The sequence below is a fragment of the Streptosporangium sp. NPDC049046 genome, from assembly GCF_040649155.1.
Lineage (GTDB): Bacteria > Actinomycetota > Actinomycetes > Streptosporangiales > Streptosporangiaceae > Streptosporangium.
In genome coordinates this window covers 375585-393185 of the sequence record NZ_JBEZEZ010000003.1, presented here as the reverse complement: position 1 = coordinate 393185, position 17601 = coordinate 375585, and the positions used below count along the sequence as shown (strand labels likewise).

The 17601-nt window shown below is 69.6% G+C and carries 19 protein-coding genes and 1 pseudogene; 12 read left to right on the top strand and 8 right to left on the bottom strand.

The annotated features are described in order from the left end of the window. Window positions 1-16: 16 nt before the first annotated feature. Together AB0B96_RS06300 and AB0B96_RS06295 are read left to right on the top strand one after the other, a co-directional pair. A complete protein-coding gene (locus AB0B96_RS06300; protein ID WP_362896861.1) occupies window positions 17-1147 on the top strand; it encodes a GAF domain-containing sensor histidine kinase in 1131 nt (376 codons plus the stop codon). Between the two features lie 200 nt (window positions 1148-1347). After that, window positions 1348-1998 (top strand): response regulator transcription factor, encoded by a 651-nt coding sequence (locus tag AB0B96_RS06295; protein WP_362896894.1) that lies wholly within the window; start codon window positions 1348-1350, stop codon window positions 1996-1998. Window positions 1999-2047: 49 nt separating this feature from the next. On the opposite strand, the gene AB0B96_RS06290 is transcribed toward AB0B96_RS06295, so the two are convergent. After that, window positions 2048-2767 (bottom strand): hypothetical protein, encoded by a 720-nt coding sequence (locus AB0B96_RS06290; RefSeq protein WP_362896860.1) that lies wholly within the window; start codon window positions 2765-2767, stop codon window positions 2048-2050. Between the two features lie 66 nt (window positions 2768-2833). On the opposite strand from AB0B96_RS06290, the gene AB0B96_RS06285 reads away from it, so the two are divergent. The 4 genes from AB0B96_RS06285 to AB0B96_RS06270 all read left to right on the top strand — a co-directional run bounded on the left by AB0B96_RS06285 (window position 2834) and on the right by AB0B96_RS06270 (window position 5906). Beyond that, window positions 2834-3628 carry an ABC transporter ATP-binding protein gene (locus AB0B96_RS06285; protein ID WP_350942557.1) on the top strand — a complete coding sequence of 265 codons (795 nt, stop codon included), beginning with the start codon at window positions 2834-2836 and terminating at the stop codon, window positions 3626-3628. A gap of 113 nt (window positions 3629-3741) precedes the next feature. Then, window positions 3742-4815 carry an SPFH domain-containing protein gene (locus AB0B96_RS06280; protein WP_362896859.1) on the top strand — a complete coding sequence of 358 codons (1074 nt, stop codon included), beginning with the start codon at window positions 3742-3744 and terminating at the stop codon, window positions 4813-4815. A gap of 77 nt (window positions 4816-4892) precedes the next feature. After that, entirely contained in the window at window positions 4893-5648 is a 756-nt protein-coding gene (locus AB0B96_RS06275) for a sulfite exporter TauE/SafE family protein (protein ID WP_350942559.1), read from the top strand. Between the two features lie 30 nt (window positions 5649-5678). After that, window positions 5679-5906: a hypothetical protein gene (locus tag AB0B96_RS06270; RefSeq protein ID WP_329088968.1), complete on the top strand. Its 228-nt coding sequence runs from the start codon at window positions 5679-5681 to the stop codon at window positions 5904-5906. Window positions 5907-6203: 297 nt separating this feature from the next. Here AB0B96_RS06270 and AB0B96_RS06265 read toward each other — a convergent pair whose 3' ends face one another. The 5 genes from AB0B96_RS06265 to AB0B96_RS06245 all read right to left on the bottom strand — a co-directional run bounded on the left by AB0B96_RS06265 (window position 6204) and on the right by AB0B96_RS06245 (window position 11244). Then, a complete protein-coding gene (locus AB0B96_RS06265) occupies window positions 6204-7115 on the bottom strand; it encodes a Rieske 2Fe-2S domain-containing protein (RefSeq protein ID WP_362896858.1) in 912 nt (303 codons plus the stop codon). Window positions 7116-7155: 40 nt separating this feature from the next. Further along, the gene (locus tag AB0B96_RS06260; RefSeq protein ID WP_350943540.1) at window positions 7156-7710 is read right to left on the bottom strand and encodes an HD domain-containing protein; all 555 of its coding nucleotides are present in this window, start codon (window positions 7708-7710) and stop codon (window positions 7156-7158) included. Between the two features lie 101 nt (window positions 7711-7811). Then, window positions 7812-9992 carry a molybdopterin-dependent oxidoreductase gene (locus AB0B96_RS06255; protein ID WP_362896857.1) on the bottom strand — a complete coding sequence of 727 codons (2181 nt, stop codon included), beginning with the start codon at window positions 9990-9992 and terminating at the stop codon, window positions 7812-7814. Between the two features lie 174 nt (window positions 9993-10166). Beyond that, on the bottom strand, window positions 10167-10997 hold the full coding sequence (locus AB0B96_RS06250; RefSeq protein WP_362896856.1) for a hypothetical protein: 831 nt from the start codon (window positions 10995-10997) through the stop codon (window positions 10167-10169). Then, a complete protein-coding gene (locus AB0B96_RS06245) occupies window positions 10984-11244 on the bottom strand; it encodes a hypothetical protein (protein ID WP_350942563.1) in 261 nt (86 codons plus the stop codon). Before AB0B96_RS06245 ends, AB0B96_RS06250 begins: the two co-directional genes overlap by 14 nt. Window positions 11245-11710: 466 nt before the next feature. On the opposite strand from AB0B96_RS06245, the gene AB0B96_RS06240 reads away from it, so the two are divergent. The 5 genes from AB0B96_RS06240 to AB0B96_RS06220 all read left to right on the top strand — a co-directional run bounded on the left by AB0B96_RS06240 (window position 11711) and on the right by AB0B96_RS06220 (window position 15554). Next, on the top strand, window positions 11711-12571 hold the full coding sequence (locus AB0B96_RS06240) for a helix-turn-helix transcriptional regulator (RefSeq protein WP_362896855.1): 861 nt from the start codon (window positions 11711-11713) through the stop codon (window positions 12569-12571). Window positions 12572-12607: 36 nt separating this feature from the next. Beyond that, window positions 12608-12826 carry a DUF397 domain-containing protein gene (locus AB0B96_RS06235; protein WP_350942566.1) on the top strand — a complete coding sequence of 73 codons (219 nt, stop codon included), beginning with the start codon at window positions 12608-12610 and terminating at the stop codon, window positions 12824-12826. 243 nt (window positions 12827-13069) lie between these two features. Continuing rightward, window positions 13070-13276: a DUF397 domain-containing protein gene (locus AB0B96_RS06230; protein ID WP_350942567.1), complete on the top strand. Its 207-nt coding sequence runs from the start codon at window positions 13070-13072 to the stop codon at window positions 13274-13276. Between the two features lie 273 nt (window positions 13277-13549). Beyond that, window positions 13550-14656, top strand: a complete 1107-nt coding sequence (locus AB0B96_RS06225; protein ID WP_362896854.1) for a CapA family protein — start codon at window positions 13550-13552, stop codon at window positions 14654-14656. A gap of 259 nt (window positions 14657-14915) precedes the next feature. Next, window positions 14916-15554, top strand: a complete 639-nt coding sequence (locus AB0B96_RS06220; protein WP_362896893.1) for a TetR family transcriptional regulator — start codon at window positions 14916-14918, stop codon at window positions 15552-15554. Between the two features lie 49 nt (window positions 15555-15603). On the opposite strand, the gene AB0B96_RS06215 is transcribed toward AB0B96_RS06220, so the two are convergent. Continuing rightward, a complete protein-coding gene (locus tag AB0B96_RS06215; protein ID WP_362896853.1) occupies window positions 15604-16308 on the bottom strand; it encodes a hypothetical protein in 705 nt (234 codons plus the stop codon). Window positions 16309-16477: 169 nt separating this feature from the next. Here AB0B96_RS06215 and AB0B96_RS06210 point away from each other — a divergent pair, with 169 nt between their 5' ends. Continuing rightward, window positions 16478-17017: a hypothetical protein gene (locus tag AB0B96_RS06210; protein ID WP_350942572.1), complete on the top strand. Its 540-nt coding sequence runs from the start codon at window positions 16478-16480 to the stop codon at window positions 17015-17017. A gap of 151 nt (window positions 17018-17168) precedes the next feature. On the opposite strand, the pseudogene AB0B96_RS06205 reads toward AB0B96_RS06210, so the two are convergent. Then, window positions 17169-17601 (bottom strand): annotated as a pseudogene (locus AB0B96_RS06205) (hypothetical protein); the annotation flags it as partial.

The window sequence follows — 17601 nt, the reverse complement described above, 5'->3', positions numbered from 1 at the left end:
GCCTAGAGTCGGTCTCGTGAACTCCGAGAGCGAGGACAGGGACGCCGTGCTGCACGCGGTGAGCTCGGCCGTCCTCGCCGTGACCAGGCACCTGTCGGTGCGCGAGGTGCTCCAGGTGATCGTGCGGTCGGCGCGGCGGTTGCTGGACGCACGCTACGCCGCGCTGGGCGTGCCCGACGACCAGGGGGCGTTCGCCGAGTTCGTCGCCGAGGGCATCTCCGACGAGCAGTGGGACGCGATCGGGCCCATGCCCCGCCAGCACGGCATGCTCGGCGCGATGCTGCGCGAGGGCACGCCGGTCCGGCTGCCCGACATCCGCAGGGACCCCAGGTTCGAATACTGGCCGCGGGCCCATCCGGTGCTCAAGGACTTCCTCGGGGTGCCGATACTCGACGGGGACGAGGTGCTCGGCATCATCTTCCTGTCCAACAAGCGGGCCCCCGGAGGCTTCACCGAGGCCGACCAGCGGCTGCTCACCATGTTCGCCGCGCACGCCGCGATCGCCCTCACCAACGCCCGCCTGTACGAGCGCGGCCGGGAGCTCACGCTGGTGGAGGAGCGCACCCGGATGGCGAGGGAACTGCACGACGCGGTGACCCAGAAGCTGTTCTCGCTGCGCCTCACCGCGCAGGCCGCCGCGTCGCTGGTCGTCGACGATCCCGTACGGGCGCTGCGGGAGCTCGGCCAGGTGGAACGGCTGGCGGGAGAGGCACTGGCCGAGTTGCGCGCGGTGATCGTGGAACTCCGCCCGGCCGACCTCGACCGGCACGGCCTGGCCGAGACGCTCCGCAAGCACGTCCGTCTGCTCGACCGGCTGCACCCGGCCTCGTTCTCGTTCGAGGAGTCCCCGGTGTGCGAGCTCGAACCGGTGATCGAGGTGGCCGTCCTGCGGGTGGCCCAGGAGGCGCTGCACAACGCCTCAAGACACTCGGCTGCGCGTGTGGTCGAGGTGCGGCTGGGCTGCGAGGGCGGGCACGTGGTTCTTGAGGTGAGTGACGACGGGGCCGGTTTCGACGTGACCGCCGCCGCGGGGAGAGGGCTGGGAATCGCCTCGATGGGCGACAGGGCGCAGGCCGTCGGCGGCGACGTGCGGGTGACCTCGGAGCCGGGACGGGGCACACTCGTCCGGCTGGAGGTGCCCGCGTGACCCGTGATGCGGAGAAGGATGATCGTTCGACCCGGCGTCCGGGGGAGTCTGCCGTGGGCGGTCCCGACGATGGTCGTCCGGTCCGTCGACCGGGTGAGTCGCCGGAGTCGGCCGTACGCGGTCCTGACGGTGGTCGTCCGGTCCGTGGCCTGGGCGGGTCCTCGGGGTCGGCTGTACGCGGTCCTGACGGCGACGACCGGGTGATCCGCGTCCTGATCGCCGACGACCACCCGGTCGTGAGGCAGGGCCTTCGCACCTTCCTGGACCTGCAGGAGGATCTCGACGTGGTCGGCGAGGCCGCCGACGGCGCCGAGGCGGTCGCCCTGGTGGAGTCTCTCGCCCCCGACGTGCTGCTGCTCGACCTGAAGATGCCGGTGCTCGACGGGCTCGGCGCGCTGCTGCTGCTGGGCGAGCGAGGGCTGTCGCCGAGGGTGCTCGTGCTGACCTCGGTGAGCGACAGGGGCGACGTGGCTCCGGCGATGCGAGCGGGTGCGGCGGGCTTCCTCTACAAGGACGTCGAACCGGTCGCGCTCGTGCGCGCGATCCGGGCGGTGTACGGCGGCCAGGTGCTGCTCGCCCCCGAGGCGGCCGAGGCGATGCTGGCCGGTCCCGAACCCGTCCGGGCCGCGCGGGAGGGCGGACAGGAGGACAGGTATGTGGCGCCGCTGACCGATCGGGAGCGCGAGGTGCTCGCGTTGATCGCCTCGGGCCGTTCCAACCGGGAGATCGCCAGGCAGCTCGCGGTGGCGGAGAAGACGGTGAAGACCCACGTCTCCAGCGTGCTGATGAAGCTGGGCGTGCAGGACAGGACCCAGGCCGCTCTCTACGCGGTGAGAAACGGTCTGGCCTGACGGCGGTGTCCCGGTGGCCGGATCCTCGGACCGGCCCTCGGGCCGGCCCTCAGACCAGCTCGGTGATGGCGTGGTGGGCGACCACCCTGGCCCGGCGCACCGCGCGGTCGAGCTCACGCAGGGCCTCACCGCGTACGGCGATCTGGCCCGAGGTGAGCCCGCGGTCGTCGGCGACGCGGAGCACCGCGGCGAGGCGGGCGGCGAGGGCGGCGACCCGGTGGGCCCTGGCGGGGTAGCCGGGGGCCAGGCCGTCGTCCACGATCTCCAGCCGCCGGTGGCCCTGGGCCGGACCCTCCACGCCGAGCAGGGCGTCGGTGGCCACCCGCATCGCGCGGGTCAGCTCGTGCTCGGCCTCGGCGAGGGAGGGCAGGTCGGGGGCCGTGGTACGGGCCTCCAGCACGGTCCAGCGAACCCCGGCGTACGATGACCCGCGGCGGTCGTTTACCGGGATCAGGCCGAGACATCTGTCGGGAAGCACGGCTGTCGCCGCCTGCCCGGCCTCGATGGCCGCGGAGTTGAAAGGGGGCGGTCCGGTGAGACCGAGTGGGTCGCCCGCGACGGGAAGGGCCAGTCGCAGCGATTTCATGCCCTCGATCCGCAGGTCGGCGAGGAATCCGCGGAGGGCGAGGTCGCCGGTCTCACCGGCGACGAGTTGGGGGCCTGCCTGCCGCTCCACGCGGTCGGCGGCCTCGTCGAGGCCGACCTGTCCGGCGAGCCAGGCGTTGCCCCAGCAGACCAGGGTGGCCGAGATCGGTGAATCAGGGTGCACCGATCCACGATATGCGCTTGTCCTGCAATAGGTTTTGTTCGAGCGATTCACAAGGAGGCGTAAGGGATGGGCGGTCAGGTGCTTCGGCTACAGGACGTCACCGTCCGCAGGGACGGAGCGGTCCTGTTGCGGGAGATCGACTGGACCGTTCACGAGGACGAGCGGTGGGTCGTCATCGGCCCCAACGGCGCGGGAAAGACGACGTTGCTGCAGGTGGTCGGGGCGATGCTGTTCCCCACCGAGGGCGTCGTCGAGATCCTGGGCGAGCGGCTCGGCCAGAGTGACGTCTTCGAGCTGCGGCCCCGCATCGGGCTCGCGAGCGCCGCGCTGGCGGAGAAGGTGCCACCGGACGAGAAGGTCATCGATCTGGTTCTCACGGCCTCGTACGCCATCCTCGGCCGCTGGACGGAGGAGTACGACTCCCACGACGTGACGCGTGCCGTCGAGCTGATCGACCAGCTCGGCTGCGCCCACCTGATCCGGCGCCGCTTCAACACGCTGTCGGAAGGGGAGCGCAAGCGGGTCCAGATCGCCCGCGCGCTCATGCCCGACCCGGAGCTGCTGCTGCTGGACGAACCCGCCGCGGGCCTCGACCTGGGCGGGCGCGAAGACCTGGTGCGCCGCCTGGCGACCTTCGCGCACGACCCGAAGGCGCCGACCATGGTGCTGGTCACCCACCACGTGGAGGAGGTGCCCAGTGGGTTCACCCACGCCCTGCTGCTCCGGCACGGCTCGGTGGTGGCCCAGGGCCCGATCGACCAGGTGATGACCGCGGAGAACCTGTCGCACACCTTCAGCGTCCCGCTCACCCTCGATCGGGGGCGCGAGGGCCGCTGGTACGCGCGGGCGCACCAGCTCTGAGGGGAACCCGAGAGGTTCCGAGATCGTTTCGGTTGTTCAAAGGCCGTTGAAGGGAAAAGCAAATATCCTGCCGGGTCAAGAGTTCCACGTGACTCGACCGCCCGGGGTGGTTCATGGAAGCGCTTGTCGCCGCACTCGTCATCGTGGTCGTGGCGGCGTTCGCCGTCCATCGGATGGTTCGCGTCGTGCCGCACGCCACGGCGGGTGTCGTGGAGCGGTTGGGGCGCTACCACAGGACGCTCGGTCCCGGGCTGAACCTCGTGGTGCCGTTCATCGACCGGATCAAGGACATGGTCGATCTTCGTGAGCAGGTCGTCGCCTTCCCGCCGCAGGCGGTCGTCACCTCCGACAACCTCGTCGTCTCGGTCGACACGGCCGTCTCCTTCCAGGTGACCGACGCCCGCGCGGCGACCTACGAGATCGCCAACTTCCTGGTCGCCGTCGAGCAGCTCGTCGCCACCACGCTGTGCGACGTGGTCGGTGGGATGGATGTGGACCGCGTGCTGGCCTCCCGCGAGGAGATCGGCGCCGAGCTGCGCCGGGCGCTCGACGACGCGGCGGGCGGGTGGGGGCTGAGGGTCGGCCGGGTCGAGGTGAAGACGATCGACCCGCCCGTCTCGATCCAGGAGGCGATGGAGAGGCACTCCCGCGCCGACCACGACAGGCGGGCCGCGCTGCTCACGGCCGAGGGGGAGAAGCAGACGGCCGTCCTCGCCGCCGAGGGGCGGAGAAAGGCCGCCGTACTGGCCGCTCGCGGCGAGGCGGAGGCGACCGTGCTCAGGGCGCGGGCCGACGCCGAGGCCAGGGCGACGCGGGCCAGGGCGGAGGCCGACGCGATCGACATGCTTTTCCGCGCCGCCCGTGACGGCAGGCCCGACCCGGAGCTTCTCGCCCACGAATACCTGCGGGCGCTCCCCGAGCTCGCCAAGGGGGACGCGGGCAAACTGTGGATCGTCCCGCCGGACCTGAGACAGACCCTCGAAAGCCTCGCGGACCTTCTCCCGGACGGGGACGAGCCCTCCGGAGAGTCCGACGGAGGTGTGCCTTCGGGCGGTTCGGTCAGGGAGGACGGGCCGGGCGGACACCGACCTTCGGGCGAGGAAGAGGTGCCGGACACGTGGGAGCCCTCGGTCAAGGGAACCTCGGTCAAGGGCGGTCCCGTTAAGGACACCCCCGCCATCGGGTGATCCCGATCTCCTCCTACCATCCGGTGAGGGCCGTGCACCTGCCTATGGGCGCGAGCCTGACGAGTGAGGGGAAGCGCATGACACCGTGGGAGGCGGTCGCGATCTTCGTGGCCGGCGTCGGGGCGGGGGGCATCAACGCCGTCGTCGGTTCCGGGTCTCTGATCACGTTCCCGACGATGGTCGCGCTGGGCATGCCACCGGTCATCGCGAACGTCTCCAACACCGTGGGCCTGGTCCCGGGGTCGATGACCGGCGCGTTCGGCTACCGGGAGGAGCTGAGGGGGCAGCGCCCGCGGCTGATCAGGCTGGGGGTTCCCGCGCTGGTCGGTGCGCTGATCGGCGGGGTGCTCCTGCTGTACCTTCCCGCGGAGACGTTCGACGTCGTCGTGCCCGTCCTGATCGCTCTGGCGTGCGTGCTGGTGGTGATCCAGCCAAGGCTCAACGGCTGGCTGAGCGCCCGGCGGGAGCATCCCCATCCGCACGGCGGCCCCTGGCTCTGGGGCGGCGTTCTTGTGTGCGGCATGTACGGCGGCTACTTCGGCGCGGCCCAGGGGGTGCTGCTCATCGGGCTGATGGGCAGTTTCCTCGACGAGGGCCTGCAGCGGATCAACGCGGCCAAGAACGTACTCGCGCTGCTGGTCAACGCGTGCGCCGCGCTGCTGTTCATCGTGGTCGCGGAGGTCGACTGGCTGGCGGCCCTGATGGTGGCGCTGGGCGCCGCGATCGGCGGTTTCCTCGGCGCGAAGATCGGCAGGCGACTGCCGGCCCCGGTGCTGCGCTGGTTCGTGGTGTGCGTCGGGATCGTGGCGATAGTCAAACTGGTGTACGGGTGAACCTGCCTGCTACCGGGTACTTATTCAGGTATGAAAGGTGACAAAGTCGAGGTTGTCATCGACGCAGGAGACAGTTCCCGTACCTACGAGGTCAGCGCCACCAGAGCGGGGCGCCGCGTTGAGGTGGCCAACGCCCGAGGCGGCGTTGTCGAGGTGAGCGAGGTCACCCGGAGCGGAACGGCCGTGCGCACCGCCCGCTTCATGTCCAGCCGTATTCTCGCCCTGGTCGAACACCCCGCCGACGGCAAGCCGGCCTAGGCCGGGCCGACGGCGGTAGCCGGTTCTCGTCACGCCCGGGTGAGATGTACGGTCACGCCTGGGCGGGGCGTCCGCCCGGCCCCGGGTTCTCCGCGCCCGGACACCTCGCCGGGTTCCCGGCGAGGTCCTGGAGACGGACGCGGGTGTCCCCTCGGTTTTCCGGTCAGGTCCGCGCGACCGGGCGCGGGTGTCCCCTCGGTTTCCCGATCAGGGCTGCGCGACCGGACGCGAAGGTCACCTCGCTTTCCCGGTCGAGTCCGCGCGGCCGGGCGCGGGTTCGTCCCCGCGGGTGCCCGGTCAGGTCTGCGCGGGGCGGACCTGGAGCACCCCGTCGCGGCGGATCCGGGTCTCGAAGGACGGCTGGGGAGCGGTGGCCGGGCCGTGTACGACGGCTCCGTCGGAGAGCCTGAAGGTGCTCCCGTGCCATGGGCAGACCACGCAGGCGGTCCCCTCCTCCGAGATCAGACGCCCCTGGTGGAGCGGGCCCGCCAGGTGCGCGCACTGGTCGGCGAGCACCGTGACGTTCGCGCCGACGCGCAGCACGAACAGATCGATGTAACCCAGCCTCCGCGTCACCGGGCGCCCGTCCGGCAGGTCGCCGACGTCGCACAGGTCGTGCCAGCCCAGCGGGACCAGGTGGGCGACGGACTCGGCGTGGTTCGCCCCGGCCGCCTGCCGGTAGGCGAGGTGGCCGCCGAGGTAGCCGCCCACGCTCGCGGCCCCCAGGCCGGCGAACGACAGCACCCGCCCGGTCCGGTCGCGCCCGGCCATCCGCAGCACCAGCGAACCCGCGTAGAGCCCGAGAGCGGTCAGGTTGGCGATCGCGTGCACGAACCCCACCCGTTGCTGCTCGCGGTGGAGCGCCGACCAGTCGGTGATGCCCGCCGCCATCGCGGGCATCGCGGCCGCGAGCCCGCCCGCGACCAGCATCCGCGACGCCCGCGGATCGGAACGGGTCACGTCGAGCACCGCCGTCGCCGTCCAGAGACCCAGGCTGACGTTGGCGAGCGGTGGATGCAGCGGTTTGCCGATCGGCACCCCGTGCAGCAGGTCACGCAGCGGTCCTGGACCGATCCGCCGGCGCACGGCCTTGGCGAGCACGCGGATCGGTCTGTCGGCCTTGGGCGAGCGTTCGATCCGATCGGTGAGCTCGACCCCGGGCACCAGACGCCTGGTCCGACGCCCTGTTTTGACAGTTTCCTTCACCATTGCCCCCTCCTAGACCATAGGGACCTACCCGAGAACGGCGTTATGCACGCGCCAAATGCCCTCGGCTGACGGAGAGGGCGATGATCTCGGTGGCGTAGGCGCCCAGTGTCGCCGATCCCTCCTCGATGATTTTCACCTTCTCCAGCACCTGCTCGGCCGTCACCTTGTACAGCGACCAGGTGCCGCCCTCGTTGTGGTGGTTCGCCATGATGGGGGCGATCCGGTCGAGGGCCTTGGCGAATTTGGCCTCCGGTGTCCTGCGTTCCTCGAACTCGTCCCAGAGCTCGCGCAACCGCGCGGCCTGGTCGCAGGGGAGCAGCCCGAAGATCCGGTCGGCGGCCTTGCGCTCGATGTCCAGCTGGGCCTCGACGGCCGAGGCGTCGTAGATGAACGTGTCTCCCGCGTCGATCTCGACGATGTCGTGGACGAGCAGCATCGCGACGACCCTGTCGAGGTCGGTGCCCGGTGGCGCGTGCTCGGCCAAGACCATCGCCAGCATGCCCACGTACCAGGAATGCTCGGCGTCGTTCTCACGCCGCGACCCGTCCATGAGGGTGTTGCGGCGGACGATGCGTCTGAGCTTGTCGATCTCCATGGCGAAGGTGAGCTGAGCGTGCAGACGGTCCTGTGCTGGAGGGGTGGTCACGCGCGCAAGCCTAATGCGCGTCGATCCCGCTTTTCCGAGCGATCATGGGATCACGCCCGGCCGAGGGTGACGGGAACCCCGTTGAACACGGCGTTTCCCGAGGGTATGTCCACGACGGAATCATCTGTCAGCGTGTTCGCGTTCACTCCCGCGTGCTTGGCGGCCACCGGTTGCGAGGTGCCGGAGTGCCCCCATCCGTGGGGCAGGCTCACCACCCCCGGCATGATCGTGTCGGTCGGCTCAAGCGGCACGACCAGCTCTCCGGCGGCCGAGCGCACCACGGCGTGCTCGCCCAGCCCGAGCCTGCTCACGTCGTCCGGGTTGATCTGCAGGGTGCACCGGTTGGTCCCGCCGACCAGCGGCCCCACGTTGTGCAGCCAGCTGTTGTTGGAACGCAGATGGCGCCGCCCGATCAGCACGATCTCCGCGGGCGGGACGGCGAGCCGCTCGCGCAGCCGCGCGGCGTCCTCGACCAGCTGCGGCGGGGCGAGCTCCACCCGTCCCGAGGCCGTACGGACGATCTCCGCCAGCCGGGGCTTCAGCGCTCCCAGGTCGATGCCGTGCGGGCTCGCCAGGAGAGTGGCCAGGGAGAGTCCGTACGGTCCGAGCCTGAGCATGGCGTCCAGCCGCCTCTCCGCTCCGCTGCCACCGTCCAGGGAGGCGCGCAGCTCGGCGGGGTCCGCGCCCTCCACCGGAGATCCGGGCGTCTCGACGGCCCTTCGGAGCATCCGGTCGAGGATCAGCTCGTCGAGCAGGGCCGGATCGGCGTCCGCGCCCTGACCCGAGGCGATCATCGCCAGCCGTGCCATGATCTCGGCCTCCGACGGACGTCCCGGCTCCAGCGGCAGGACCGGCGGGGAGAACCTCGCGTAGTTGCGGACCGCGAAGGCGAGCAGCGTCAGGTCGTAGTGCGGCGACTGCGTCACGCGCGGCGGCGGCAGGATCACGTTCGCGTGCCGGGTGGTCTCGTTCAGGTACGGGTCCACGCAGACCATGAACTCCAGGTCGCGGAAGGCCCGGTCCAGCCGGGGTCCGCCCGGCGCCGACAGCACCGGGTTGCCGGCCACCACGACCAGCCCTCTGACCTGCCCCTCTCCCGGCGTCTCGATCTCGTCGGCGAGGGTGGCCACCGGGATCTCGCCGTTCGCCTCCGGTAGCCCCCGGACGCGGCTGTGCCAGCGTCCCGTGACGTACGGCCTGCTCCGGCGGCCGTTCTCCACGGCGGTCTTCGCGAACATCACCCCGCCGGGACGGTCGAAGTTGCCGGTCAGGATGTTGACGACGTCGACCAGCCACTGCGCGACGGTGCCGAACTCGGCGGTGCAGGTGCCGATGCGGGCGTAGACGGCGGCCGTCGGGGCCGCCGCCAGCTCACGTGCCAGCCGTACGATCTCCCCGGCCGGTATCCCGCACATCGGGGCCACGACCTCGGGGGCGAAGTCCCGCGCCAGCCGCCGTACCTCCTCCAGCCCGTCGATCCCGATGCCGCCGATGTCGGCGCCGACCGAGGTGAGGTCCTCGGCGAGGAGGGTGTGGACGATGCCGAACAGCAGGTAGGCGTCCATGCCCGGGCGTACGAACAGGTGCTCGTCGGCGAGGGCGGCGGTGCGGGTGCGGCGCGGGTCGACGACCACGAGTTTGCCGCCGCGTCCGCGCAGCGCCTTGAGACGGCCGGGGAAGTCGGGGGCGGTGCAGAGCGAGCCGTTGGACTCCAGCGGGTTGGCGCCGAGCATCAGCAGGTGGTCGGTGCGATCCAGGTCGGGCACCGCGATGGCCATCGGGTCGCCGAGCATCAGACCGCAGGAGACGTGCTTGGGCATCTGGTCGACGGTGCTCGCGGAGAAGACGTTGCGGGTGCCGAGGGCGCGGATCAGCGGCCCGCCGTACAGGGCTCCCGCCATGGAGTGGGCGTTCGGATTGCCGAGGTAGACGGCGAGCGAACCGCGGCCGTGGGCGTCGATCACCCTGCCGAGGCCCTCCTCGACCACGCGGAACGCCTCCTCCCAGGACGCCTCGCGCCACTCCTCACCCGTACGGATCATCGGGACGCCGAGCCGGTCGGGGTCCTCGTCGAGGCGGCCCAGGCTCGCGCCCTTGGGGCAGACGAACCCCCTGGAGAAGGGGTCGTCCGGGTCGCCCTTGACCGAGGTGACGTGTCCGGCGTCGTCGAGGGTGAGCCGGAGGCCGCAGACGGCCTCGCAGAGAGGGCAGGTCCTGTGAGCTGTTCTCATCGGCGCTCCTGGGTTCGGCGAATGAACTCATCATGGCCGTCGGTCCGGCACAGGGAAAGCCCCGGAGCGTGGCTTGGATTCACGTGGTCGTCGCGACATCTCGATCCGAGAAGTCGCGACGACCCCTTGAAACCGCCTGGGCTCCGGGGCTTTCCTTCGCGGCCGGGTGGAGGTTCACGCGGCCTGTCGTCGCCTCCCGGGAAGCTCGCCGGGTCCGGGGAACTCGCCGGGTCCGGAGAACGGGACGGTGGCGCGGTGGATGTCGGGCTCCTCCTCTGTGGTGCGGCGGGCCTGTCGGGGGTGGCCGGTCTCCGTGGTCCGACCGGCCTGCGGGGCGTGGCCGGCCTCCACGGCACGGTGGGCTTCTGCCGTATGGAGGGCGGCCTCTGTGGCACGGTCGGTCTCCGTGGCGTGGCCGGCCCGCAGGCACACCCAGTTCGTCCGCCCGTAGAGCCGGTCGAGACCCACCGGGGGACCGAAGACCTCGCCCCCACGGACGATCTCGACCGTCAGCAGGTTCCCCCACCTGAGGTGCCGGGACACCACGGCGTCGCGGGCGTAGCACGCCGCCGCGATCTCGGCGGAGAAGGCGTCGAAGTCCTCGGCGCAGGTTCCCGCCCTGGCGAGGACGAGCGCCTTCTCCCCGGCGGCGGTGGGGGTGATCCACAGGATCAGCGGCAACCGGCCGAAGCGGGTGTGTATCCCGGTCTCCGCGCACGCCCGCTGGAGGCGGTGCCGGGAGACCAGGCACCACACGTGTGCCGTCACCCACTTTCTCCCGAAGCCGGAGGCCACGGGGGTGACGGCGGCGCAGACCACGACGAGAAACGGCCACCAGTCGCCCTCGCGGAGCGAGAGGGCCACGGTGACCGTGAGGAACGAGGCGGCGGCGAGCAGCGCGACCTCCGTCCGCCAGCGCCACAGCCGGACGACGAGGCCCGCACGGCTGGGCGGCCGGCCGCCGGGGTGGCCGTAGCGGCTGCCGCGGAGATCACGCCGCGACATCGCCGCCCGCCCCCTTGTCGTGGACGGGCGCCAGGGTGAGGGCGGGAGCGGCCGTCCGCTCGGCCTTGAGGAGGTCGAACCGCGGCTCGCGGTAGTGCCTGGCCCCGAAACCGGTCCGGGTCACGCTCCAGCCGAGCCGGTAGGCCCACTCGTCCTGGTCCATGCAGAGCTCTCGGTCGGTCACATAGATCAGGTCGAGAATGAAGGTCTTGATTCCGTGGGTTCTGTTGGTACGGTGGAAGGACATAGGAGACTCCCTTCGTGGCTTTGACGCGGAGTTCTTGTGCCAACCGGGTCGGTGGCCGCCGACCCGGTGTTTTTTGTGTCCGATCAGGACACTCTCGTGAGTGCGTGCGACTTTGGGCCGTCGCCAGCCGATTACCGCTGCTCCCCCTGTCGGCCTCCCCGTGTCAACTCCGTTTCTTCGAAGACGGCGCCGTTGCCGAAGAGCCGCGTGTCTGTTTCACACCCGCGGCTCACGAATGCCCTCGAAGACGCCCTCCGGATGATCGCCGGTGGCTCCCCCGATCTTGCGAGGACCTTCCTGTTCTGATAGTCGCTCAGCATAGATTTGGCTGCAAGACTTGCCGTAAGGAAAAAAGCAATAAACTTCCGCAGATGCACTGCAACCATCAGTGTAATTTGCACTACTATTCATCGAGTTCCTGTTGAGGCCGTGACAGCCGCTCGCCCGTCATGGTGAGGAGGTCGTGATGTCGGAACGTGGCAGTCCAGCACTCCGTCAGCGCCGGTTGGGCATGGAGCTGCGCCGGCTCCGCGAAGGCCTGAACATGACGGGTGACGAGGTGTCCGGTCGCCTGGGGTGGTCGACCGCGAAGGTCAGCCGGATAGAGACCGCCAAGACGCTGGCCAAGGAGGCGGACGTCGAGGCGCTCGCCGACCTTTACGGCGTCGACGAGCGGCTCAGGGAGACCCTGGTCGCGCTACGGCGTGAAGCCTCCAGGAAGGGCTGGTGGGAGAGATATCGAAATTCCGTTCCCGATGACTACATCACGCTCATCGGGATGGAGGCGGAGGCCACTGAGATGCGTAACTGGGAACCCCAGATCGTGCCGGGGCTTCTCCAGACAGAGGAATACGCTCGTGCGGTCATCTCGGTGGGGCAGCATGCGAGCCAGGTGCCGTCGAGTTGGTTCCAGGATCGGGTCGAGGTGCGGATGGCGCGTCAGCGTACGTTGCTGTACGACTCCAGGCCGCTGACCCTGCTGGCGGTGTTCAACGAATCCGTGTTGAAAAGTCAGTACGGTGACGCTCGCGTCATGCGAGATCAGCTGCGACACCTGATCGAGGTTTCGGAGCTGGAACACGTAGATATGAGAATTCTTTCCAAGGATGTTCCGCCACCGGTGTCCACGGGACCGTTCGTGCACCTCACCTTTTCCGATTTTCCGGACATAGTCTACCTTGAATCGCTTTTCGGTGGACGGTACGTGGATGATGTGGAAAAAGTGTACGGGTATGAGCGTGCCTTTGAGCATTTGATGGAACGAGCTCTTCCAGAGGCCGGCTCGCAGGAGCTGATCAAAGAAGTAAGCGAGCATTGGGGCAGGTAGCGACCGGTCTGCCAACCGGCGACTACCGTCATTTTTATGGAAAGAAAAATGAACGCGACTGATTTCAGCGGTGCGATGTGGAAGAAGAGCGCGCACAGCTCTCCGAACGGCAATTGCGTCGAAGTGGCGACGCTGAGCGGAGGCGGCGTAGGGGTCCGGGACAGCAAGAACGGATCCGGGCCCGTGCTGGTCTTCACTCCCGATGAGTGGAAGGCATTCGTCGGCGGAGTGAAGGACGGAGAGTTCGACATATAGCAGAAGCGGCTCCAGTGCTCACCTGGAGAAAAAGAGCCGCTCCGCTGCGATTACCGCGTTTCATTGTCTCTGCTCACCGGATGGATTGACCGCCCGCCGGTGGAGCAGGGGAGAATCATCGCACACCGGGGAAGCGCGTCGGACATGGTGTCCTATCTGGACACGTCCAATACCTTGCACGTTTTCCATCACGCCTTCATTCTTAAGGTGCCCTATGGCCACCTATGGGAGAGGAGGTGAGATGTGTCCGATATTGACCAATATGGAGTGATTTGGCGAAAGAGCAGGCTCAGTGCCGCGAGTGGCAACTGCGTTGAGGTGGCTCGCCTGGCCGGCGAGGGGTTCGCGGTCAGGGACAGCAAGGACAGGCGCGGACCGGTGCTGCTCTTCGGCGGGACCGAGTGGAGCGAGTTCGTCGCGGCGGTGAAGAGCGGAGACTTCGATCTCTGAGTGACCGTCCTTTCAGGACCGGGGGCTTGCCCAACGGCGGGACAGCCCCCTTTCGTGTTCCAGGGAACAGTTCGGAACGGTCACGTGAGGCCGTAGGGCCCGCGGTCTCCGGGGAGAAACGAGCCGTGCGAGGACAGGCGGCCCCGGAACACCCTGTCCGGGGACGGCCCGCGACGCCGGGCATCGGCGACCGGCTCCGGCTTTTTCGCGGAAACGAATCCGGCGGCGCGAGTTGTGACACGGGGATGGACGAGATGGCATCCTCGGATACCGATGGACACGTACACAGCTCGCCGCCTCGCCCTGGTCGCCGCGGTCACCGCCTCAGCCGTGCTTCTCGCGGCCTGCTCCGCGGCCGAGTCGGCCGCCCCCGAACCGTCCTCCGACGCCGTGAAGAAACCCACCGAACCGGCCGAGGCCACCCCCACGCCCGAGCGTAAGCCGTACACCATCTCCTTCGGCGGGGATGTCCACTTCGAGGGCGTGCTGCGAAACCGGCTGAACGCCGATCCGAAGACCGCGCTCGGCCCGATCGCCAAGGTGCTGAGAAGCTCCGACCTGGCGATGATCAATCTGGAGACGGCGATCACCACCGGCGGCACCCCGGCCCCCGGCAAGCAGTACACCTTCCGTGCCCCGGCGACGGCGCTCACCGCGCTGAAGGCGGCCGGGGTGGACGTCGCCTCACTCGCGAACAACCACGGCATGGACTACATGCAGAGCGGGCTGACGGACTCTCTCGCCGCCATCAAACGGTCCAGGTTCCCGGTCGTGGGTGTGGGCAGGAACGAGGCCGAGGCGTACAAGCCGTGGCGGACGACCGTGAACGGCAACCGCGTCGCCATCATCGGCGCTACCCAGGTGCTGGACGCGGAGTTCATCCAGGCGTGGACGGCCTCGGGCGACCAGGGCGGCCTCGCCTCGGCGAAGAACGAGGCGAGACTGCTCCAGGAGGTGCGCAGGGCGCGCAAGAACTCGGACACCGTGATCGTCCATCTGCACTGGGGTACCGAGCTGCAGAAGTGCCCCAACGAGGCGCAGCGCGGCCTGGCGCCCAAGCTGGTCGCGGCCGGCGCGGACGTCGTCGTCGGCGGCCACGCGCACATCCTGCTCGGTGCCGGATACCTGAAGAACAGCTACGTCAGTTACGGTCTGGGCAACTTCGTCTTCTACAACTGGGGACCGGAGACCGGCAGGACCGGTGTGCTCACCTTGACGATCAACGGCCGCAAGGTGCTCAAGGACCAGTGGACCCCGGCCACCATCCAGGGCGGGGTGCCGGTCCCGATCACCGGGACCGGGCGGCAGCAGGCGGTCGCGGACTGGAAGGCGCTGCGCGGCTGCACCGGCCTCGCCGCCAGGCCCACCCGCTCCGAGTGACTCGGAGCGGGCCCGGCGGAGGTTCCGGACATCTCCCGATATTCCGGAGGAGGTGCGGAACAGGTTCCGGGCGTCTCGTGTGGCAGGAGGGCGTGACGCCGGTGGAGGAGCCAGGTGACGTCCCACCGGCACTCACACACCGCCTCACATGCGGCGTTGCGCGGTTCGTCCGGTCCACCCCGGGGTGGAGAAAACTCGTGATTGGTGAATAACTACTGACCCTGACGTGTCAGAGGGGCAAGATGGTGTGGTGTCCACCATGTCCTGCGAGGAGCACGGAGAGGCTCCACTGCGGCGCCAACCCACCCAGCGACGGAGCGCGCGACGTGTCGAGCGGATGCTCGACGCATGCGCCGACCTGCTGGACGAGATCGGCTACGACGCGCTCTCCACCACGAGGATCGCCGAGCGCGCGGGGGTCGCGATCGGTTCGGTCTACCAGTTCTTCCCCGACAAGCGAGCCATCACCCAGGCGGTGACCCGGCGCCACGTGGAGGGGTTCGTCTCCCGTATCGGCAGGCGCTTTCTGCTGGAGGACTACGAGGGCTGGTGGGACGCGGTCGACGCGATCATCGACGAGTACGTGGAGATGCACAGGACCGTGCCGGGTTTCCGGTCCCTGCACTTCGGCGACGTGGTCGACCTCAACCTGCTCGACGCCTCGTCGGAGAACAACACGGTGATCGCCGGACGGTTGCGCGGTCTCCTCCTGCAGGAGTACGGGCTGGCCGACAGCGAGGAGTTCGACCTGGCGATCCTCGTCGCGGTCGAGGCCGGGGACGCCGTGCTCAAGCTGGCCTTCCGGCGCGATCCGAACGGCGCTCCGGAAATCGTGGCCGAGGCGAAGCGCCTCATCCGGGGCTATCTGAACCGTCAGTTCGCCCGCGTCTCGGTCTGAGAGTCATCGCCCCCCTGACGAAGCGCGAGCCGCGCGAAGGGGCGAGCCGTCACCGCGCCCGTGTTCCGGGCTGAGGGAATACGGGCTGAGGGGATACGGAAGGGGAAGCCTCGACGGGGGATGTGCCGGTGCCCTCCGGCAGGCTCTCGACGCCGAGCGCGTCCGGTGCGGTGAGCGCGTCCGGCGCGGCAGGCACGTCCTCCCCCTCCCGGTGTCGTCCGCCCCGGCGTTCGAGCTGGGACCACCGCTCGGGGAAGGCGGCCTCAGGGCGCCCCTGCGCCGTCAGCCCCTGCCGCGCGGGCTCCGGTACGCCCTGCCCCGGCGTTTCCCGCCCTCGCGTGCCACGTTCCCGAGTATCCGGTCCCTGTCCCTGCGGGACGCGTTTCCTGACGACGTGTCCGCGCGCACGCGGCCGCTCGTCCTGCCGCCGTTCCGTACCCGCCACTGGAACGGGAGCGACCGCGGACAGTCCGGGTGGCCGTGTCCTCGGCTCCGCGCGAGACCTCCCCGAGGAATCACACGACTCACGGCGGGACGAGATGATCGGCTGGAGCCGCCTCTCCCGGTGGTTTCGTTCGACTTTCCTGATCCGGGCGGCGAGCCTCTCGCCACGGATGCGGTTCTCCAGGGTGACCAGCTCCCGGTGTGCCTGCCCGATCGCCTCCATCTTGACCGAGAGGTATCCGGCGGACCCGGGAACGACCACGGAGAAGGCCAGAAGGAGCATCAACGTGAACGATGTCTGCTTGGACATGCCCATCGCGACCCCTTCCCGTGACCCGCTCCTCTGTCAGTAATCGTTGGTCATATGCCCGTTTTGCTGGGAAAAAACGCGTAGCGTAGTCGTTCGTTTGCCCAAGGTAACGTTGCCAATACCTGCCGTTGGCCGTACGCGGTCGAGCGTCGCTCGGTACTCTCGCGATGTGGCGCATGTGACACGTGAGCAACTTGATCGATTGCTTGAGCAGGCACTTCTGGCCGACGATCACGAAGACCTGGCCCGGCGACTCGAAGACCTGGTCGAGACGTACGCGTCCGGCGACATATCACGGGCGGCGATCCTCGTGCTCGCCGCCGAGGAGTGGCGGCAGGCCGGACAGCCCGCCCGGGCCTTCGACTGCTTCCAGCGGGCGGTGGACGACGGCGGCGAGGTGAGCGTCGATCCCCGGGCGGGGATCGCCGACACCCTCTTCGAGCTCGAACGGCCCGACGAGGCGAGGGAGGTGATCGCGGCGATCCGCGCCGTCGGTGACGTCACCGCGGCCACCGCCCTCACGGTCGCCGAGACCCTCGTCGCCTACGGCGACCTCGGAGAGGCCCATCAGTGGGCGACCGAGGGGGCGCACCGGGCGGTGGAGGGCAGCGGCGAGCACATCGCCCTGCTCAGAACCCGCTACCGGATTCGCGTGGACCTCGGTCTCCCGGAGGACGACCTCGACGCCCTCCTGGACGCCTCGCACTGACGGCGCCCCGGTCCCGCCGACCTGACATGCGGCGGGGGAGGGCCGTGCCCCGTGAGGCACGGCCCTCCCCCGCGATGGTTCGGCGGTGGATCTATGCCGACCCGCGGGCTGATCCGCGGATCGGCGGCCGGTCCACCTGCCGGCTCCGCATTTACTCCACGTTGAGGTTCGGGAGCGTTCCCTCGGGCGCGGGAAGAACGGGAGCCGCTGCGGCGCTCTGCACCGTGGTGCCGCTCGTGCCGCCTTCCGTCGTGGCCTCGCCGGCCGCGGGAGCGTCCGGCGGCACGGGGGCCTCCGGGCGCGCGGCGGCCGGCGGCTCCACCGTGGGCATGTTCGCGGCGGGTGCGTCGGCGGTGGGTGCGTTCGCGGTCGGCATGTCCGCGGTGGGTGCGTCGGCGGGCACGTTCGCGGTGGGCATGTCCGCGGTGTGGGTGTCCGCGGTGGGTGCCTCGGTGGCGGGTGTGTCCGCGGTGGGCATGTTCGTGGTGGGTGCCTCGGTGGTGGGCGCGTCGGCGGTGGTTGCGTTGGCGGCGGGCGCCTCGGCAGCGACCGCGTCGGCGGTGGACGCCTCGGTGGAGGGCGCG